The organism is Mucilaginibacter sp. CAU 1740, from assembly GCF_039839285.1.
Classification (GTDB): Bacteria; Bacteroidota; Bacteroidia; order Sphingobacteriales; family Sphingobacteriaceae; genus Mucilaginibacter.
In genome coordinates this window covers 127,731-147,079 of the sequence record NZ_JBDOQS010000017.1, presented here as the reverse complement: position 1 = coordinate 147,079, position 19,349 = coordinate 127,731, and the positions used below count along the sequence as shown (strand labels likewise).

Annotated in this window: 15 protein-coding genes and 2 tRNA genes; 9 read left to right on the top strand and 8 right to left on the bottom strand. The window is 41.5% G+C overall.

Annotated elements, in window-relative coordinates; all coding sequences use genetic code 11:
• Positions 1–12 precede the first annotated feature (12 nt).
• On the top strand, positions 13–1,110 hold the full coding sequence (locus AAFN85_RS28630) for a hypothetical protein (RefSeq protein ID WP_347531397.1): 1,098 nt from the start codon (positions 13–15) through the stop codon (positions 1,108–1,110).
• A gap of 112 nt (positions 1,111–1,222) precedes the next feature.
• On the opposite strand, the gene AAFN85_RS28625 is transcribed toward AAFN85_RS28630, so the two are convergent.
• Complete coding sequence (locus AAFN85_RS28625; RefSeq protein WP_347531396.1) at positions 1,223–1,912, bottom strand: sterol desaturase family protein; 690 nt, start codon at positions 1,910–1,912, stop codon at positions 1,223–1,225.
• A gap of 19 nt (positions 1,913–1,931) precedes the next feature.
• Positions 1,932–3,113 (bottom strand): AIR synthase related protein, encoded by a 1,182-nt coding sequence (locus AAFN85_RS28620; protein WP_347531395.1) that lies wholly within the window; start codon positions 3,111–3,113, stop codon positions 1,932–1,934.
• A gap of 395 nt (positions 3,114–3,508) precedes the next feature.
• Between AAFN85_RS28620 and AAFN85_RS28615 the strand changes: the two genes are divergently transcribed.
• Complete coding sequence (locus AAFN85_RS28615) at positions 3,509–5,287, top strand: chloride channel protein (RefSeq protein ID WP_347531394.1); 1,779 nt, start codon at positions 3,509–3,511, stop codon at positions 5,285–5,287.
• A gap of 274 nt (positions 5,288–5,561) precedes the next feature.
• Here AAFN85_RS28615 and AAFN85_RS28610 read toward each other — a convergent pair whose 3' ends face one another.
• Positions 5,562–7,736: a glutamine synthetase III gene (locus AAFN85_RS28610; protein WP_347531393.1), complete on the bottom strand. Its 2,175-nt coding sequence runs from the start codon at positions 7,734–7,736 to the stop codon at positions 5,562–5,564.
• A 603-nt stretch (positions 7,737–8,339) separates the two neighbouring features.
• Here AAFN85_RS28610 and AAFN85_RS28605 point away from each other — a divergent pair.
• From AAFN85_RS28605 to AAFN85_RS28585, 5 genes are all read left to right on the top strand, one after another.
• The gene (locus tag AAFN85_RS28605) at positions 8,340–9,944 is read left to right on the top strand and encodes an ammonium transporter (RefSeq protein ID WP_347531392.1); all 1,605 of its coding nucleotides are present in this window, start codon (positions 8,340–8,342) and stop codon (positions 9,942–9,944) included.
• A gap of 296 nt (positions 9,945–10,240) precedes the next feature.
• Entirely contained in the window at positions 10,241–11,281 is a 1,041-nt protein-coding gene (locus AAFN85_RS28600) for a porin (RefSeq protein ID WP_347531391.1), read from the top strand.
• A gap of 80 nt (positions 11,282–11,361) precedes the next feature.
• Positions 11,362–11,961: a DUF4468 domain-containing protein gene (locus AAFN85_RS28595; protein ID WP_347531390.1), complete on the top strand. Its 600-nt coding sequence runs from the start codon at positions 11,362–11,364 to the stop codon at positions 11,959–11,961.
• 176 nt (positions 11,962–12,137) lie between these two features.
• Positions 12,138–12,842 (top strand): methyltransferase, encoded by a 705-nt coding sequence (locus tag AAFN85_RS28590; RefSeq protein ID WP_347531389.1) that lies wholly within the window; start codon positions 12,138–12,140, stop codon positions 12,840–12,842.
• Between the two features lie 39 nt (positions 12,843–12,881).
• A complete protein-coding gene (locus tag AAFN85_RS28585) occupies positions 12,882–13,373 on the top strand; it encodes a metallophosphoesterase family protein (protein ID WP_347531388.1) in 492 nt (163 codons plus the stop codon).
• A gap of 17 nt (positions 13,374–13,390) precedes the next feature.
• Here the strand turns inward: AAFN85_RS28585 and AAFN85_RS28580 are convergent, their stop codons facing one another.
• The 3 genes from AAFN85_RS28580 to AAFN85_RS28570 all read right to left on the bottom strand — a co-directional run bounded on the left by AAFN85_RS28580 (position 13,391) and on the right by AAFN85_RS28570 (position 16,926).
• Complete coding sequence (locus AAFN85_RS28580) at positions 13,391–14,191, bottom strand: hypothetical protein (protein ID WP_347531387.1); 801 nt, start codon at positions 14,189–14,191, stop codon at positions 13,391–13,393.
• Positions 14,192–14,271: 80 nt separating this feature from the next.
• A complete protein-coding gene (rnhA, locus tag AAFN85_RS28575; RefSeq protein ID WP_347531386.1) occupies positions 14,272–14,742 on the bottom strand; it encodes a ribonuclease HI in 471 nt (156 codons plus the stop codon).
• Positions 14,743–14,826: 84 nt separating this feature from the next.
• Entirely contained in the window at positions 14,827–16,926 is a 2,100-nt protein-coding gene (locus tag AAFN85_RS28570; protein ID WP_347531385.1) for a cation-translocating P-type ATPase, read from the bottom strand.
• Between the two features lie 119 nt (positions 16,927–17,045).
• On the opposite strand from AAFN85_RS28570, the gene AAFN85_RS28565 reads away from it, so the two are divergent.
• Positions 17,046–17,119: transfer RNA gene (locus AAFN85_RS28565), tRNA-His, on the top strand.
• A gap of 91 nt (positions 17,120–17,210) precedes the next feature.
• Positions 17,211–17,284 (top strand) — tRNA-His (locus AAFN85_RS28560).
• Between the two features lie 45 nt (positions 17,285–17,329).
• Here AAFN85_RS28560 and AAFN85_RS28555 read toward each other — a convergent pair.
• Both AAFN85_RS28555 and AAFN85_RS28550 read right to left on the bottom strand, forming a co-directional pair.
• The gene (locus AAFN85_RS28555) at positions 17,330–18,325 is read right to left on the bottom strand and encodes a DUF4365 domain-containing protein (protein ID WP_347531384.1); all 996 of its coding nucleotides are present in this window, start codon (positions 18,323–18,325) and stop codon (positions 17,330–17,332) included.
• Positions 18,326–18,663: 338 nt separating this feature from the next.
• The gene (locus AAFN85_RS28550) at positions 18,664–19,311 is read right to left on the bottom strand and encodes a hypothetical protein (protein ID WP_347531383.1); all 648 of its coding nucleotides are present in this window, start codon (positions 19,309–19,311) and stop codon (positions 18,664–18,666) included.
• Positions 19,312–19,349 lie beyond the last annotated feature (38 nt).

Genomic DNA, 19,349 nt, shown 5'->3' with positions numbered 1-19,349 from the left:
GAAAGTAGCATTATGAAATTTAATAAAAATATAATTATTGCATCCCTTTCACTTTTTACAGCCACTTTTTTACAGGCTTGTAAAGATGATAAGGTAGCGCCGTTGCCAAACCCGGTAGCAACTACTGGTGTGGTGACCACATTAGCAGGTAGCGGTGCATTTGGTGCATCAAACGGTAAAGGCACAGCGGCTTCATTCAACTATCCAAACGGATTGACTATCGATGCATCTGGTAACATCCTGATCGCTGATAAAGGCAATAACCAAATTCGCAAAGTTACCACAGCTGGTGTTGTAACTACCGTTTCGGGAACATTACTTGCAGGTAGCGCCAATGCCACAAAAATTGGTGATGCCGCTTCATTTAACGGTCCTACTGGTGTTGTTGCTAATGCAGCAGGCGATATTTTCGTAGCCGATTTTGGTAACCACACTATTCGTAAAATCGCCACATCTACAGGTATTGTTAATGTGTACGCAGGTGTAAGCGGAAACTCTGGTAATAACAATGCGGTGATCCCGGCAACTGCAACAGTTGCCGCTATTAATCCACGTTTCAATAACCCGGCTGGTTTAGCACTTGACGCTATTGGTAACTTATATGTTGCTGATTATGGTAACAACCTGATCCGTAAAATTGCTGTAGACGGTACAATATCAACTGTTGCCGGTAAATCATTAGGTAATGCTGATGGTACCGGTACCGCTGCGTTGTTTAACGGCCCGCGTGCTATTGCTATTGATGCTGCAGGTAACTTATTTGTAGTTGATGCCAATAACCACACCATTCGTAAAATTGATGCATCAGGTAACGTAACCACATTTGCAGGTACCGGTAAAGCAGGTAACGCTGATGGTACTGGTAAAGCAGCTTCATTTAGCCACCCAAGCGGTATCACTATTGATGCTAACGGTAACCTGTTTGTAGCTGATGCAGGTAACAACCTGGTACGTAAAATTACTCCTGCCGGTGTTGTAACATCATTGGCTGGTAGTGGTTTCTCTACTGTAATCACTCCATTTAACGGCCCATCGGCAGTAGTTGCTGATAACGCAGGTGCTGTTTACGTAGCAAATACTCTTGGTAACCTGATCCAGGTAATTAAGTAATTGCTTACAATATTATAATGAAGCCCCGGTCAATTTGGCCGGGGCTTTTTTGTTTATTATGGGGCAATATGAAAATTTAAAGGTTTTTGATTGCAAGATATATCCCTTGCAATCAGGGTTTATAAGTTCTGAAAACCTTATCCCAGATATTGGTATAAAAACCAAAGTTATAACCTATCTCGAGGTGGTGGCGATGATGAAAGGAGGACGTACCTAAATATTTAAAAGGAAACAGTTTTCTTATTGATGCAGGAACAGGTTCGATCCCTAAATGCCCCATGATTCCGAAAAACACATTAGCAGTTAAATAAATCAGCACCGCATAAAAATTAAAACCGTACAGTGTTAATATTATCAGCCATAGCGAACCAAAGCCAATGGTTTCTACAGGATGGAGTACAAACAGATCGATAGGGATCGGATCGGCGTAATGATGATGAAACCTGTGGATTGCTTTATAAATTACTGAATGATGGATGAGGTAGTGGAAAATGAACATAGCCAGGTCCATCAGCAAAAACAGCAGTAAAAAATCGAGTAGGATGTACCAGTTTATTTCGAATGTAAGCGAAATATAATTGTGCTTAAACAGATAGTACCCTGCAAAGGTGATACCCGTATTGATGGCATTGGTTAGCAGGCATGTTAAGATCTCGTTTCGGCTTGCCCCTTTTATTGGTTTGTTGGATAGTTTGAGGATCAGCCAACCGAAGAGTAAGGCCAGGATAGTAACCAAAAGGTTTTCGGCTAAAAATATCAACCATAATTGCAATGGTGATAAAGTAGCCAAAAACCTCAGCATAAGCTTATATCGTTATTATTTATTCGTATTCAAACACCCCAAATTCGGATGTTACGGTTACTTTTTTAGTATCCGCTTTTTCAACACGGCCGATGATCTGCGCATCGACACCGAAGCTTTTGGAAATATTGATCAGATCGGCAGCTATGGCTTCAGGTACATAAAGCTCCATGCGGTGCCCCATATTAAATACCTTGTACATTTCCTGCCAGCTGGTTTTTGATTCTTCGTGGATGAGTTTAAACAGCGGTGGAACAGGGAACAGGTTATCCTTAATAATGTGTAAGCCCTCAACAAAATGCAACACCTTGGTTTGCGCGCCTCCGCTGCAATGTACCATGCCATGTACCTGGCTACGGTAGCCATCTAATATTTGTTTAATGATTGGGGCATAGGTGCGGGTTGCGCTCAATACCAGTTTGCCCGCGGTTATGGTTTCTCCGTTGCCTATCTCAATTGGATCGGTAAGGTTTTTACTGCCCGAAAAGATAAGCTCATCAGGGATTGCCGCATCGTAAGCCTCAGGATATTTATTGGCGATAGTTTTATTAAACACATCGTGACGGGCCGAGGTAAGGCCGTTTGAACCCATACCGCCGTTATATTCTTTTTCGTAAGTAGCTTGACCGTACGAGGCAAGACCAACAATTACATCGCCGGGTTCAATGCGATGGTTCGAGATCACATCTTCACGTTTCATGCGGCAGGTAACTGTCGAATCAACAATGATGGTGCGTACCAAATCGCCCACATCGGCTGTTTCGCCTCCTGTTGAGTAAATGCCTATACCAGCTTCACGCAGTTCGGCTAAAATTTCTTCAGTACCGTTAATGATGGCTGCGATCACTTCCCCGGGGATCAGGTTTTTGTTGCGGCCGATGGTTGATGATAATAGGATGTTGTCTGTAGCACCAACACAAAGCAGATCGTCGAGGTTCATGATGATGGCATCCTGGGCAATACCGCGCCAAACAGAGATATCGCCGGTTTCTTTCCAATAGGTGTAGGCCAATGATGATTTGGTACCAGCACCGTCGGCATGCATAATGTTGCAATACTCGGCATCGTTAGTAAGGATATCCGGAACTATTTTGCAGAAAGCTTTAGGAAAAATGCCTTTATCTATGTTTTTGATGGCATTGTGAACATCGTCTTTGGAGGCTGATACGCCACGCTGATCATATCTTTGCGAAGAAATCATGGGCAAATATAAGGCGATTGTGCTTAATTATAAGAATTTTCCGCAAGTTCAAGCGTCTATGCTTGAATAAATAAAATAGTGAGCGTTCAGGCTTACGTAGCATAGCTTAGTTTGATAAGCGTGGACGCTTACTTTAGAGAGCATTCAAGCGTTGACGCTTGAACGTGCTACGGGGATGAAGACTTGCGAAGTTTTTAAAACTTCGCAAGTCTCGTTTAGTCTTCAAGCAAAACTCAAACTTCACTAATACCTGATCTACCCAACAAAAACTCACCAAAAAACCGTTACTTTGCAAACGTGGGCTGATTTATATTATCTAGCCTGCATTTTTACCCGATCTGTAAAACAATTCGCGTTGATATCCCTTCATCAACCGGGTTTAGTAGCTACTTCTGATGATGTTAAAAACGCTTTCTTTCAAAATAAACCGCTGGCGGCTAAAGCGTAACAGCCAACGCAACTTTTTAATTTATTGTAGTGTTGTTGTTGGTTTAATTGGCGGCCTTGCTGCCGTAGCACTTAAGTTCCTGGTTCATTTTATGGAAGATGTTAGTCGTAACATATCGTCGCACCTGTACTATCACATTGCTTACGTTTTTTTACCGGCTATCGGCATCTTTTTAACAGTAGCTTATCAGCATATTGTTAACCGTGATAAAATTGAAAAGGGGATAGGTAAGATCCTTATCAACATTAAAAAGAACCGCTCCAATATCAAGTTTAATAATCTTTATTCGCATCTCATCACCAGTTCGTTAACTGTTGGTTTTGGCGGTTCATCTGGTTTGGAGGCTCCTATTGTTTGTACCGGAGCAGCTATAGGCTCAAACCTGGGCAAGTTTTTTAAACTTACACCGTACGAGAAAACCGTACTGTTGGCGGCGGGCGCTTCAGCAGGCATCGCTGCCGTGTTCAATAGCCCAATTGCCGGGGTGCTGTTTTCGCTTGAGATTTTAATTGGCGAGATCACCATCCCCACGTTTATACCTTTATTAATAGCATCGGCCACCGGGGTAGTGGTATCCAAAGCTTTATACTCCGGGCAATTATTCCATTTGGTAACTGAGGGCTGGGTTATGGGAGCTTTGCCGTTTTATATTGTTTTAGGCTTGTTTAGCGGCTGGATTTCAATATACATAGCCAAAGTAGGTGGTAACCTGGAAGGCGGGATCTTTAAAAAACAAAACCGTTATGTGCGTGCTATAGCGGGTGGCGTTATTTTAGGCTTGATCATTATGGTATTTCCGCAGTTGTTTGGCGAAGGATATCATTATCTCACGGCTATATTGAATGGCAATATTCATGTACTGAAAGAGGAAACCCTGTTTGCCAATCTACTTGATAATCCCTGGGTGATGTTGTTATTTATAGCGGTGTTGGTTTTTATGAAGATCATTGCCGCTGGTATTACCATCGGTTCGGGCGGTAACGGCGGTACTTTCGCGCCAACAATGTTTACCGGGGCATTTTTAGGTTTACTTGTGGCGTATGGCGTTAATCAAACCGGACTTATCCATTTAAACACCAGTAATTTTATCGCCGTGGGCATGGCGGGGGCTTTGGCTGGTGTATTGCACGCACCCCTCACCGCTATATTTTTGATTGCCGAAATTACGGGTGGTTATGTTCTGTTTATTCCGCTCATGATCGTATCGGCTATATCCTACATCATATCCCGCTATTATGCGCCGCATAATATGTACTGGAGCCATCTTATTCATGAAAATAACATTCATCCAGGGCAGGATTACAGCATGTTGAACAGCTTTACCCTGGATAGCATCATCAACAGGAAGTTTACCCCGGTAGATAAAAGCACTACAGTTGCGGATTTTTATAAGATACTGGCTAAAACTGATACCAATATTTTTCCGGTATTAAAAGAAGACGGGCAATTGGAAGGAGTGGTGTTGATTGACGATATCCGCCGCCGCTTATTTAACCGTGAAATTGCTGATAGTACTATTGCCGATATTATGGTTGCGCCGCCCATGCTCATTGATTATGATCAGCCGGCCAGCAGCGTTATGGATACTTTTGATGCTATTGATGTTTGGCAATTACCGGTTGTTAAGCATGATATTTTTATTGGGTTTATCTCCAAATCAGCCTTGCTGAGTAAATACCGTGAGGTGATTATTGAGCAGCATAGGGCGAGTGATTTGTTTGTATAGAGGGGGGGGCTCCTCCCGTCATTGCTTCGTACCTACCCATAACAAGTTAAAAAAGGGTTGTGATCCTGAGCGATAGCGAAGGATCTTCTTCACCAAGTATGGCCGCTATACAGGGCGAAGAAGATGCTTCGTGCCTCAGTATGACAAATGGGAAAAATGTCATATCTCTTCACCGGCCTCGGCTTTTATTACTCGCAATGACGTGATGGGAACTGTACATAAACAAAAAAGCCGCTAACTTTGCAATTAGCGGCTTTCGTTTTTTAACGAGTCTTTATTTTATAAACAACAACTCCCTAAACTTAGGCAGCGGCCATAAGCTATCATCAACCAGTTGTTCCAGTTTATCAACATGGTAGCGGATAGGTTGGAAAAATGATTTTACCTTTTCATCATAATCAATAGCGCGTTGGCGGATATCGTCGATCACGTTGGCTTTTTTACGTTCATTAACCATTTGCTCGGTATTGGTTTTAATGAAGTTTACGTGCTCGGAGATACGGTTAATGATATCCAGCTGCGATTCGTAAGTTGATTTATCCAGGCCGATATCTTTTAAGCCTTTAACATTTTCTATCAATTTGCTTTGATAAGAGATAGCTGATGGGATGATCACATTCATTACCAGTTCGCCAATTACGCGGGCTTCTATCTGTAGTTTTTTATAGAAGGCATCCAGTAAGATTTCGTGGCGGGCATGGGCTTCACGCACACTGAATACGCCAGTTTCCGCAAATAGATGCTCTGCTTTATCGTTGATCAGCGCATCTAACGCTTTTGGAGTGGTTTTAACGTTTGATAAACCACGTACGGCTGCTTCTTTTTCCCATTCTTCGCTGTAGCCATTACCCTCAAAACGGATGCTTTTTGATTCTTTGATGTATTTTTTGATCACCATTAATAAGGCAAGGTCTTTTTTCTCGCCTTTTTTCATCAGTTTATCTACATCGTACTTGAATTTTTTAAGCTGATCGGCTACGATGAGATTAAGGATGGTCATCGGGCTGGCCGAGTTGGCTGACGAACCTACTGCACGCAACTCAAACTTATTACCGGTAAAGGCAAAAGGGGAGGTGCGGTTACGGTCGGTATTGTCAGGTAAGATCTGTGGGATCTTCGGGATACCCTGCCATAGCATGTTGTCTTCCTTGATCTTTTTGCTTATGCGTGAGGTTTCGATCTCATCCAAAACATCACTTAGCTGGCTACCCAAAAAGATAGATATAATTGCCGGAGGAGCTTCGTTTGCACCCAAACGGTGATCGTTATTTACCGAAGCGATAGATGCCCTTAACAGATCTGCATGTTCGTGAACCGCTTTTATGGTATTCACAAAAAAGGTAAGGAACATCAGGTTGTTTTTTGGCGTTTTGCCTGGCGATAGCAGATTTTTGCCTGTATTAGTAATTAGCGACCAGTTATTGTGCTTGCCCGAACCGTTCAAGCCTGCATAAGGTTTCTCGTGCAGTAATACTTTAAAGTTATGGCGTTTGGCAACACGGTCCATCAAATCCATTAACAGTTGGTTATGGTCTATGGCCAGGTTGATCTCTTCATATATAGGTGCGCACTCAAACTGCGATGGTGCAACCTCGTTATGGCGGGTTTTAAGCGGGATACCTAACTGTAAAGCTTCAGCTTCCATATCCTGCATGTAGGCATACACGCGCTCGGGAATCGAACCAAAGTAATGGTCCTCTAATTGCTGGTTTTTTGCCGACATGTGACCGAATAAGGTCCTGCCGGTTAAATAAAGATCCGGACGGGCATTAAATAAGGCCAGATCGACCAAAAAGTATTCCTGCTCAATACCTAATGAAGCGTTTACTTTTTCAACACCTTTATCAAAGTAGTGGCAAACATCAACCGCTGCTTTATCCAAAACATTTAACGCCTTTAATAAAGGTACCTTATAATCTAAAGCTTCGCCGGTGTATGATACAAATACGGTAGGGATACATAAGGTACGCGCCATTAAAAAGGCAGGGGATGAAGGATCCCAGGCGGTATAGCCACGGGCTTCGAAAGTATTGCGGATGCCGCCGCTCGGGAAGCTTGATGCATCCGGCTCTTGCTGGGCCAATGCATCACCCGAAAAGCGTTCGATAGCGCCGCCATCGGCAGTTGGTTCAAAAAAGGCGTCGTGCTTTTCGGCTGTGGTGCCGGTTAATGGCTGAAACCAGTGTGTATAATGTGTAGCTCCTTTACCTAAAGCCCAGGCTTTCATGGCCGAAGCGATCTGTTCTGCCAGGTCGCGGGGGATTGGTTCGCCCTTTTCAATCGAGTTTACTATTCCCTGGTAGGCTTCTGACGATAAATATTCCTTCATTTTCTTTTTATCGAAAACATTTGACCCGAAATAGTCAGAAATTTTTGGTGAAGGTGGCTTTACTTCAGGTATAGTTCGTGAAAGTACATCCTGTAATGCTTTAAATCTGATGTTGGACATATTTTATTGAGGTTTAAATAAAGGTTAGTGGTCAAAATTATAACTATCCTTTAAAATACGGGGCAAAATTAAGTTAAATATAACATTATGCCTAATAACAGTAAAAAGGAAGGTTTGTAGCTCTAAAATGATCAATTCGCGTTAAAGTTTTACTTAAAACGATAAAAAGCTTGTTTTTTATGGTGATTTGCCTGTTTTTATGATTAAAAATAGATAAAAATGGTATTTGGTCTTTAAAAAAGTAAGTTTTTTAAATTTTTTAATAAGTATTTTGAAATTTTTCTGAAAATATCATTTTCAAATACTCAAAAAATGGTACTGTAAGGTCTCTGATTTTGCAATTTTCATAATTTTTCGATTTTTTACCATTAAATTATCATTAATAATTTGTTATTGTTAAAAATGATACATAATTTCAGAAAATAATTTACAAAAACACTCCAATTATTGAGTTTTTTATAAAAAAAATGAAATAATTGAACCGTAAAACCAGCGATTAGAGAGAAAAGGTGTTTTTGTGAAGCCTAAATAGCAATCAAACTAAATTTATATACAACAATCAAACTAATTAATTTTTAAAAAACAATCAAACTAAATTAAACGATGAAAGTAGGTTCTACAAAACACAACTTCCTAAGTTCAGTCCGACAGCTGACACGCGAAAAATGGGCGCTGGGCGCAACCATTTTTACAGGAAAAATGATTGGCCTGTTGCTGGTATTTGCGGCAATGATGGTTTTACCTGGTATGTTCGGCACAAAGGCTAACGCTGCTGAAACATATACCGCCCACGAAACAGCATTAATTAACACAGTTAATACTGTTTGGACACTGGTTGCTGCCTTTTTAGTATTTGGTATGCAGGCAGGTTTCGTAATGCTTGAGGCTGGTTTTGCACGCAAACGCGAAACAGTGAACGTGCTTATGGAGTGTATTTTTGATACATGTCTTTGTGGCTTACTTTTCTACGCCATAGGTTACGCCTTTATGTTTGGCAACGGCAACGGCTTTATTGGCTGGGGTGCTGATGGCAAAAACTGGTTCTTCCTTCAAAACACTCCCGAAACTTACGGTTCAACCGGTATCCCGGTATTGGCACACTGGATTTTCCAGTACGCTTTTGCTGATACCTGCTCAACTATCGTATCGGGCGCTATGATCGGTCGTACCAGCTTCCGTGGCGATATCCTTTACAGTATCGGTATTACCGGCTTTATCTATCCTATCATCGGTCACTGGGCCTGGGGTCCGGATGGTTTCCTTGCTACAATGGGAACTTCTGGTTTCTTCAAATCAATCAGTGCTCAGCCTTTCCGCGACTTCGCAGGCTCAACAGTAGTACACACCATCGGTGGTGTAGCTTCGTTGGCAGGTGCAATGGTGTTAGGCCCACGGTTGGGTAGGATCTTTGCCCGTGATGATAAAGAAAAAGGCGGATTGCCTGCCGGTCACAACTTATTGGTTGCTGCTGTAGGTGGTTTTTTACTTTGGTTTGGTTGGTACGGTTTTAACCCTGGTTCAACATTGTCAGCAATGGATATGCAGGGTATTGGCCGTGTTGCTGCTAACACTACTTTGGCTGCTTGTGCCGGTGGTTTCACCGCTATGCTTGCCGCTTTATGGTTTGGCCCAACAAAAGGCAAGTTCGACTTAGCCTTTACAATTAATGGTTTCCTTGCAGGTTTGGTTGCTATTACCTGCCCTTGTTACTGGGTTAGCCCGCTTGGTGCGCTCGGTTTGGGTGCTATCTCTGGTTTCATCATCTTCGGTGGTGTTTACCTGGTAGAGTGGTTCCGTATCGACGATCCGGTTGGCGCAGTTTCTGTACACGGCTTTAACGGTATCTGGGGTACTATCTCATTAGGTTTATTCGCTTCTGGCCAATATGGTGCTACTGGCCCAACCGGTGCCGATAACTCTGCTCCTGTAACTGGTTTATTCTACGGTGGTGGCTTTGATGTATTGAAAGCTCAATTGATCGGTAGCTTAACTATCACGCTTGCTGTATTTGTGATTTCTTATGCCATGATGTTTGTGATCAACAAATTAGGTCATCCATGGAAATTGCGTATCGAAGAGCATGGTGAAACCGGTGCCGGTGGTATCGACGTGTTTGATCACGGTATTGAAGTTTACCCTGTTCAGGATGATGAGATCAGCTTAAGCGGCCTTTTTGATAAAGGTGCTAAAGTTGCCTCTGAAGCTTAATACCTGATAAGCTTTACAGCTTAACAAAAATATTTGATGCCTTGTGCGGTTGGTAAGTGGTAGTACTAAGTCAGTAGTGCTGAGTTTAAAGTCAAAAGTTTATTTGTTGACTTAGAGCTAAAAACTGATGACTTAAAACTTTAAATGAACGTGCCAACCGTACAGGGATTTTTTATGCCGATACATAAACGATCCCGGTAACTGCAAGGCGTTGATAATAAATAAATTACAGTGCTTTATCCCCAAAAAAACAACAATTAACAAATAGTTTATCCATTCACAATTTACACGTTATCATGAAAAAAGTATTTTTACTCTTATCATTCTTTTCAATTGCGGCTTTTACGGTGAAGGCCCAGGACACGGTAAAAACCACATCTGATGCCCCGTTGGTTATCTACGGTTCGGCAGATGCGTATTATAAATATGATTTTGCAAACAGGGGTTCGCAGATCCCTACCAGTTTTGCAAGCGATCATAATTCAATATCAATTGGTATGCTTGATTTGGGTTTAAAGAAAAAAGTAGGTAAAGCTTCATTTGTTGGCGAGCTTTCTTTTGGTCCCCGCGGTCAGGCTCAGTCAATCCCTAACGGGCCAAATGGCGATTCTTTCCACATTCAAAATTTATATGTATCATATGATATTACCGATAAATTGAATGTTACCGGTGGTTATATGGCTACATTTATTGGTTACGAGGTTATTAGCCCTGTAGGTAACTTCAATTACTCAACTTCGTATTTGTTTACTAATGGCCCGTTCCAAAATCCGGGTTTGAAGTTTACTTATGCCTTTAGCGATAAAGTGAGCTTAATGGCTGGTATCTTTAATGATAGCTGGAATAACTATACTTCTACAAAACAGGTTAACACTTTCGGCTCGCAGTTATTTGTATCGCCTGTAAAAGGTTGGACAGCCTACCTTAACCTTGCTACAGGAACTACATCGGGTACCGAAGTTGATTTAACTACTGCTTACCAAATTAGCGATGCCTTTAAACTGGGTTTAAACGGCGCTACTTATTCAGCACCTGATAACGGTGGTGGCTTCAGTGGCGTGGCTTTATATCCGCAGTTAGCTGTTTCAAAAGCTGTTACTTTTGGTTTAAGGGGCGAGTATTTTAAAACTAAAAAAGGCGCGCTTGAAACATTTGGCCCTCCTCCGGGCGAAAACGTAACTGCTTTAACTTTAACCGCTGCTATCAAATCTGGTCCGCTTACTTTTATGCCAGAGGTTAGGTTAGATAAAGGCTCATCAGAGTCGTTCCTGAACCACTCTGGTAACGCGTCAAAATCAGCCGGTCAGTTTGTTGTGGCTGCTGTTTACGCTTTCTAATAAGAAGTTCAATTACCGAAACTTATTTTTATCACAGGCCGTTCTGCTTAAAACCAGAACGGCTTTTTTATATTTGGTACATGAAAAAAATACTATTTGCTTTTGCTGGTCTGCTTTTTTCGGTAAGCGCGTTCGCTCAGAAAGATTCGTTAGCGCTTGATGAGAACAATAAATACATCTATTATAAAACCGCCGACCAGTCTGGCGCTGTAGCTGATACGCTTTACGACAGGGCTTTATCTTTTTTAACCAAGGCTTACACTAAGAAGGAGCTTAAGTTGGTAAAGGCCGATAAAAGCGGCAATGCGCTTAACGGAGCCGGTGTTTTTGTGATCAATAAAAAGAACTTTTTTGGAGGCAATAGCGAAGGTGGCGAGCTTGCTTATACTATTAAAGTAGAGGTAAGGGATAATAAGTATCGCTATTGGCTTACCGATTTTGTATACCAGCCTTATCAGCGTAATCGGTATGGTAATTCCGAAATTATGCACGGTAAAGATATCGCGCTTGAAAAAGCTTCTGACAAATTATCAAAAGCTGATTTTAACACTTGCCTGAACCAGGTGCTTATTAGTAGTAAACAGGTAGGGGATAAGTTGAAAACTTATATGCTGAAGGCTTCTTCTGTAGAGCATCATGACGTTAAAAAGGTGAAAAGAGTATCTACTAAAGAGTGGTAGATATTTAATAATTGTTTTGCGCGCTGGCCGCGTTAGGGATTGCAGTGGAAAGCCCGGAGCGTGCTTTGGGCTTGAGGGAAGGAAAGGCGAGGACTTGGAGCGTAAAGCCCGCCCGTTGGCTAACGGGAACGCCCTTGTTCTTAAATATAGCCAGAAGCCAAATTTAAAAAAAAGGAATGTTTCGTTTTAAACAGTTTAGCGTTGATCAAACCGGTTGCGCCATGAAGATCAATACTGATGGCGTGTTACTTGGCGCTACTGCTACAACTAACAACCCGTTAAGCATACTTGATATTGGCGCGGGAACCGGCGTAATAGCACTGATGCTTGCCCAGCGTTTTGCGGGTGCCGGTATTGATGCTGTTGAGATTGATAAAGGCGCAGCCACAACAGCTACAGAAAATTTTAAAAATTCACCTTTTGTTGATAGGCTTAAAATATTCCCGATAGGGTTTGAGGCATATTTTAATCAATACCCCGAAAAAAAATACGATCTAATTGTTTCCAACCCACCATTTTATATTAACTCGCTACAGTCGCCGGGCGAGAAGTTGAATTTGGCAAAACACGCGCCGAAAGGTTTTTTTGAGTTGATGGTGACTGAGGTATCCAAACGGCTTAAAGATGGTGGATCATTTTGGCTGATATTGCCTGTTGACACTGCCGGGCTGGTTAAAGCCATAGCAGGGCAACATGATCTGCATCTGCAAAGAATTATAACTATTCGTTCGTTCAGCACCGATGTTCCTCACCGCGAAATATTAAGTTTTGGAATGCAGGAAACACCTGTTATTGCTGATGAACTTACCATTTACGATGGGCATAAAGTTTACAACACCAAATACCAGAAACTGTTAAAAGATTTCCTGACGATATTTTAAACCTCGCTTATATTTGCCAATCGCAAAACAATCATCCTTATGACCCGCATTGGCCTGATCTCCGACACCCACAGTTACCTTGACGACGCCGTTTTTAAACATTTTGAAAACTGTGATGAGATTTGGCATGCCGGCGATTTTGGCACGCTCGAACTGGCAGATCAGCTTGCCGCGTTTAAGCCATTAAAAGGCGTTTACGGCAATATTGATGATAAGGATGTACGTACGGTTTACCCCGAGCATCTACGCTTTAAATGTGAGGAGGTGGATGTATGGATGACGCATATTGGCGGCTATCCTGGTAAGTACGCCCCGGCGGTAAAAAAAGAGATCTATTTGAATCCCCCTAAGCTATTCATCACCGGGCACTCGCATATTTTAAAAGTGATGTTTGATAAAACCATCGGCTGCCTGCACCTTAACCCCGGCGCAGCAGGGAAACAAGGTTGGCACAAAGTGCAAACCCTGATGCGTTTTAATATTGATGGCGATAAAATTCAGGATTTGCAGGTGATTGAGTTGGTGGGGTAGTGAATGGTGGTATAATTCTATAGAGACTGTTTTCCCCGCCTATCTAATAGTTTTTTCATGCTTTCAGAAAAAGCGGAGGCTGAATTTTTCGTGTGAATGATTTGGTTGAGCAAGAAAATCAAAACATTTTTGATATGTTCTGCACGCTCTAAGCAATCAGCGTCTGATAGATTGTGTATTCCTTCACTCAATTCACTATGTAATACCCCAAGTGGGTTAACTCCGTTTGGCTTTAAAATGGCTGGCAATAAATCTTTTATTATTTCTATTTTATCTTGAGTTACTCTCGTTTTTTTTGTTTGCTCAAGAGCCAAATTATATTTCTCTTTATCTTCATTCGGAATAATGTCAGAAATCGATTCCAGCAATTCGTCAATGATTTCTTCTATAATTCTTCTGTAATAGGCAAATGCACCGATACCATAAGCCTGCGATTCACACACCAAGCCCTTCCTGAAATTGGTTGAATGTTTCCCAAGCGCTTTTTCGATTTGCTTTTCAATTTTTATTTCCCATTCAGGATATTGCCCTATTTTATAGGCATATTTAAGATGTGGGTCTATATAAACAAAAAATAGTCTTTCAAATTTTTTACAGGATTGACATTGATACACAAGCCGAAGTTTAGCGTTAGCGGAAGGTGCATTTGAATAGTTGAAAAACTCATGATATCTATTAATCATATTAAACGTTTGTTCTGATTTGCAAATCGAACAAAACATGTGGATAGGAACATGAGGTAGCCTATCTAAAGTGTCAGGCACGTTAAAAGTAAATCTTCTAAACAGAGAATAATTTTCTAAAAAATCAGCATTCATATGAGAAATTTAAGAAAAGAAATTGAAGAATTTCCTAATGTATTTGATAAGGAATAATAAATATAGTTATGTTGTTCCATTTACACCATCCCAGCCTTTGCATTTTCGGCCTCAAAAACAGAATCTATCAATAACGGCGCACGTTTACCGGCTGCAACCGCCAACTGATCGCAACGTTCATTTTCGGGGTGCCCATTGTGGCCGCGGACCCAGTTAAATTTGATTTTGTGTAGTTTGCTGATGGCGAGATAACGCATCCACAGGTCTTTATTTTTTTTACCCGCGAAACCTTTGGTTACCCAGCCGTTAAGCCAGCGTTTTTCGATTGAATCAATAACGTATTTAGAATCGGAAAAAATGATCACATCCTGGCCGGGAGCTTTGATCGCTTCCAGTCCTTTTATTACAGCCAGCAGTTCCATACGGTTATTGGTGGTTTTGCGAAAACCTTCGGATAGCTCTTTATAATGCTGTCCCGAACGCAAAATAACACCATATCCACCCGGTCCCGGGTTACCGCTTGAAGCCCCGTCTGTAAAGATTTCGATCATTTGGCAAATATACTAAAGCCTGCTAAGCCCCTAAAGAGGGAACCAATAAATAGTTTGGAAAAGGAACGGGATTAAAAAAAACCTTCAGGGGGCAGGAGGGCTGATCTTCTTTATTTTCAACCTCAACGAGTTACCGATTACCACCACATCCGAAAATGCCATGGTGAGTGCGCCAACCATGGGGTTAAGAAAGCCCATAGCGGCTATTGGGATAGCGATAATATTGTAAGCGAAGGCCCAGAAAAGGTTTTGTTTGATGGTAAGCAAGGTATGTCTGCTGATCTGCAGAAATTTGACTATTGAGTTAAGATCGGTATTGAGCAGTACCACACTGGCCGATTGAATGGCTACCTGGCTGGCATCATTCATGGAGATGCCAACATCGGCATGGGTTAGGGCAGGGGCATCGTTAATGCCATCGCCTATCATAATGGTTTTGCCCTTCTTTTTATAAACGTCAATAACGGTAAGCTTTTCGTCGGGCAGTTTTTCTGATTGGATCTCGGTGATGCCTAATTTATTGGCTACACTAACGCATCGGTCTTTTTTATCGCCACTTAGCAGCACTGGTGTCATGCCCATTTTTTTAAGCTGGGCTATGAGCGATTCTGCTTCGGGCTTTATCTGGTCATCTACCGCAATTTTGGCCATTAAAACCTGGTTTTTATATAAAGCCAGGTTGAAATGACCGTTGTTGGTTTTGGCAGTGCCTAAAAAATAATGGTTGCCATTAATATCTTCGGCACGCATGCCTAAGCCTTTTTCTTCTTTAACCGTTTTCAGGATGAGTTTTTGCTGGGGAAGGCTTTTTAAGCCATGCACCAATGATTTGGCTATCGGGTGATTAGAGCGTTCTTCAATAGCGGTGATCATTCCCCTGATCTGCTCGATATCGGCACCATCTTCAATGCTGATCTCGTTTACGGTGAACTTGCCCGTAGTGAGCGTACCTGTTTTATCAAACACCACGTATTTGGTGTTAGTAACTGCCTCGATAGTGTCGCCACCTTTTACCAGGATGCCGTTTTTGGCAGCCCGTCCAAGGCCGACCATAACCGCGGTTGGCGTGGCCAAACCCATGGCACAAGGGCAAGAGATCACCAATACAGCAATGGCATTCATAATAGCGTGCTGTAAACCGGCCTGGCCCACAAAATAAGTAAGCATAAAAGTAATGAGGGCTATCAATATCACAGCCGGTACAAATATTGAGGCTACTTTATCGCCCAGTTTTTGTACGGGAGGTTTGGCCGCCTGCGCCTTTTTCATCAGATCGATAATTTGCGCCAGGATGGTATTTGAGCCAACCTTGGTGGCCAGCATATGGAAGTTGCCATTAACCAAAATGGTACCGCCAATAACCTTATCATATTTTTGTTTATCTACCGGGATACTTTCGCCGGTTAGCATGGCTTCATCTACTGAACCATCGCCAAACAGGATCTCGCCATCAACAGGTACTTTATCGCCCTGGTTTACTAAAAGCGTATCGCCTGGTCGCACGTCACGCGCATCAATTACTTCGGTACTGCCATTGATAACCCGGTTTGCTTTTACCTGCTGAAATTTGATCAGGTCTTTTACTGCTGATGTGGTTTGATTTACCGATCGTTTCTCGAACACGTTACCCAATAGCACCAAGGTTATAATAGTGGCGCAGGTTTCGTAAAACTGGTACTGCGGACCAAGGTTTTGGATAGTACCGATAAGACTATACACAAAAGCCGAGGTTGATCCAACAAAAATCAATACATCCATATTGGGGATGCCGCCTTTAATTGAACTTATAGCGCTTTTACCAAAATGCAGGCATCCAACAGTAAATACGGGCAGGCATAAAAGCAATTGAACAATGGGCTGATGTAGAAAATGCCATGGAAATAGCATATGCAGTAACAGCGGAGCGGTGAAAATTGCGCAGAAGATAAATTTGTTCTCCACCCGCTCGTAAAATGCTGTAGTGTGGTTTGCAATATCCTCAACAACTTTAAAACCTAAATTTTCTATCCCTTTTATTACTTCGGGCAGTTTGGCTTCATCGCTGGTAGAAAATTTTACTTCTTCGCCGGCAAAATCAACGAGGATATTATGTAAGCCCTTTTTTTCGAGGAATTTATGGACAGACATAGCACAGTTATTACAATGCATGCCGGTTACATTCAGTTCAATCAGTTGCTCAGCCATAGTTACAAAGCTACCTATTAACTGTAATCGTTCTAAATAAAATGGGTAAGCTAAATGTAATTTTAAAAAAGAGTTTGCAAATACCCGGGAGATTTCTATTTTTGCACTCTCCAAAAACGGTAGATGTAGCTCAGTTGGTTAGAGCATCGGTTTGTGGTACCGAGGGTCGTGGGTTCGAGCCCCATCATTTACCCGGAAGCCTCTCATTGAAATGGGAGGCTTTTTATTTAAAAATACTGCTATGGTTATAACACAGGCCATAAGCAAAAAAGGAAAACTGAACGGTAGATGTAGCTCAGTTGGTTAGAGCATCGGTTTGTGGTACCGAGGGTCGTGGGTTCGAGCCCCATCATTTACCCAAAAGTCTCTCATGAAAATGGGGGGCTTTTTTTGTTATATTTTTTTAGTAGCATACTCGTGTCCTTACAATAGGTTCTTTCTCCAAAAAGCGTTCCATTTCAAGAAACGCGTACGTTAAATTATTGGCCTTCAAGTCTAATCGGAAGCAATAAGAGCCGGTCAAGTAACACACCAAGTGAAAAAAAATGTTTTGTTTTCTTAATTCTAAAACATCCTGGCTAAATTCGTCTTGGTTAAAACTTGAAATTTCGTCTGCAATTGTCGTTGCTAATATTTCGTCAGTAAAGTCTTCATTACCAAAAAAGAAATCAGCCCACGGTATCGTATCGCTTAACGCTTGTCGTAAGCTGCTGTCTTTCGAAAGTTTAAACCTATATTCAAAGCGATTTGCATTATTATTATTGCCGGTATAAATTATTTCGGGGAAACTTGTATGACCATCATCCGTAACTAATAACGTAATATTGCAACTATTAGAGCCGGGGATCTCGTCTATTTCTATATACAGAAATAGAGGTGTAGTTATCAATAATTTAATTTCGTCTATTGAACTTTGTATTTGCCAAAGCTTGTATTGATATTTATTGCTAAAAAAGGCAATGTTAGTCAAAGCCTCTTTACTTGAACGGTTTAGTAAGTTTTGTTTGAATATGTTAACTTTAAAAGCCTTTTTAGTTAAAACGATCGTGGATCTATTGACTTCTCGCCAGTAAGCATTTCCAGTGACTTTATCGTAAATTATCAGTATGGTAGGTATGCAATGCTCCAACCAGTAATCCAAATGCCTTTTTGAGCCGCGAAAGACAAAATGGTCAGCCCTTGCCTCTTTAAAAAAGCTCAGCCCGGATTTTATCTGAATAGCAATTAATTTCCCTGTTGGTGTAAAGCATCCTGTTTTAAAGCCGGTTCTCGTTATCTCAACATAAGCATCAATACCGCAGTCACTTATTGACTGCTCTCTAAATATCCATCTTAATTCCTCATTAAAGATTTTAGCAATTGAATGCACTCCGATCCTTTCCTCGCAATTATAAGTCATCTATATGATTTATAATAGTTTACGTACAGCGGCATAAGATGTTGCAATGATTGGCAAGAGATAATACATTGATTGGCATTAAATAGTTAGATAATTGAACTATAAGTAATTAGTCGGAAATTGGCGATTGCTTGTAGATCAGTAATAAGTTTTTTTGAAATTCGAACCACAATCGTCCTCGGAAGCTTCTCATTAAAATGGGAGACTTTTTTTATGCTTTACCATCTGGTATATTTATACCTCAATAACAAAAGAGTGACGCAGAATAATAAAGCGTAAAAAGCTATAAAAAAAGGATACCTGGCACGCCAGGCATCCTTTTTGCTAATTGGATAGCTTCATTTCAGCTTAATATTCACCAACTCTCCATCCGCTTTCACTTCAACAAATGTTTCAATACGGTCTTCGTGCGCTATGGAATATTGATTTCGTTGGTAATAATCTGTAGTATAACCTCCAGTGGTATAACCCGAACCGGTGTACTCATCGTATGAGCCTGTGGTGGTGTAGCCCAGCAGCCCCTGCAGAAAATATTTTCCGGGCTTCATTTCGGGGAAGGTAAATTTGCCTTCGCTGTTGGTGATCGCTTCAAGGCGGTACCTGTATGCATCGTCGCTTAGGTAAACGTACCGTTTCTTTTTAAGGTTCTCTTTCTTGTCTCTCAACTTATACCATTCCTCAAAATATGGAGTAACAGGCAGCAATACCACCTTAATTTTGTTGGCATAAATGCGCTTAGCCATCAGCGGGCTAAAACCAAGGCTGTTTTTTATTTTAGTAAAGGCCACCCCTTTTATGGTACCTGTGCCCCTGGCCAGCATCTTTTTAGCCTGCAGTGAATCGAAAGGGGCTTCGGGATACGAAACGTCAATTTTCTCTTTCTCCTCTGGCTCTTTATATTGCGCCAATGCAGAAGTTACCGGTAATGAAAAAATTGCCAGGAATAATACATACCTGGCAAAAATTACACAATGTTTTAGTTTCATGTCGTTATCTTAACTTGATAAGATTTAGATTATAGGGG

Excerpts from the sequence above, each read along its gene's own strand:
- AAFN85_RS28630 (WP_347531397.1), top strand. The coding sequence starts at position 13 with ATGAAATTTAATAAAAATATAATTATTGCATCCCTTTCACTTTTTACA.
- AAFN85_RS28625 (WP_347531396.1), bottom strand. The coding sequence starts at position 1,912 with ATGCTGAGGTTTTTGGCTACTTTATCACCATTGCAATTATGGTTGATA.
- AAFN85_RS28620 (WP_347531395.1), bottom strand. The coding sequence starts at position 3,113 with ATGATTTCTTCGCAAAGATATGATCAGCGTGGCGTATCAGCCTCCAAA.
- AAFN85_RS28615 (WP_347531394.1), top strand. The coding sequence starts at position 3,509 with ATGATGTTAAAAACGCTTTCTTTCAAAATAAACCGCTGGCGGCTAAAG.
- AAFN85_RS28610 (WP_347531393.1), bottom strand. The coding sequence starts at position 7,736 with ATGTCCAACATCAGATTTAAAGCATTACAGGATGTACTTTCACGAACT.
- AAFN85_RS28605 (WP_347531392.1), top strand. The coding sequence starts at position 8,340 with ATGAAAGTAGGTTCTACAAAACACAACTTCCTAAGTTCAGTCCGACAG.
- AAFN85_RS28600 (WP_347531391.1), top strand. The coding sequence starts at position 10,241 with ATGAAAAAAGTATTTTTACTCTTATCATTCTTTTCAATTGCGGCTTTT.
- AAFN85_RS28595 (WP_347531390.1), top strand. The coding sequence starts at position 11,362 with ATGAAAAAAATACTATTTGCTTTTGCTGGTCTGCTTTTTTCGGTAAGC.
- AAFN85_RS28590 (WP_347531389.1), top strand. The coding sequence starts at position 12,138 with ATGTTTCGTTTTAAACAGTTTAGCGTTGATCAAACCGGTTGCGCCATG.
- AAFN85_RS28585 (WP_347531388.1), top strand. The coding sequence starts at position 12,882 with ATGACCCGCATTGGCCTGATCTCCGACACCCACAGTTACCTTGACGAC.
- AAFN85_RS28580 (WP_347531387.1), bottom strand. The coding sequence starts at position 14,191 with ATGAATGCTGATTTTTTAGAAAATTATTCTCTGTTTAGAAGATTTACT.
- rnhA (WP_347531386.1), bottom strand. The coding sequence starts at position 14,742 with ATGATCGAAATCTTTACAGACGGGGCTTCAAGCGGTAACCCGGGACCG.
- AAFN85_RS28570 (WP_347531385.1), bottom strand. The coding sequence starts at position 16,926 with ATGGCTGAGCAACTGATTGAACTGAATGTAACCGGCATGCATTGTAAT.
- AAFN85_RS28555 (WP_347531384.1), bottom strand. The coding sequence starts at position 18,325 with ATGACTTATAATTGCGAGGAAAGGATCGGAGTGCATTCAATTGCTAAA.
- AAFN85_RS28550 (WP_347531383.1), bottom strand. The coding sequence starts at position 19,311 with ATGAAACTAAAACATTGTGTAATTTTTGCCAGGTATGTATTATTCCTG.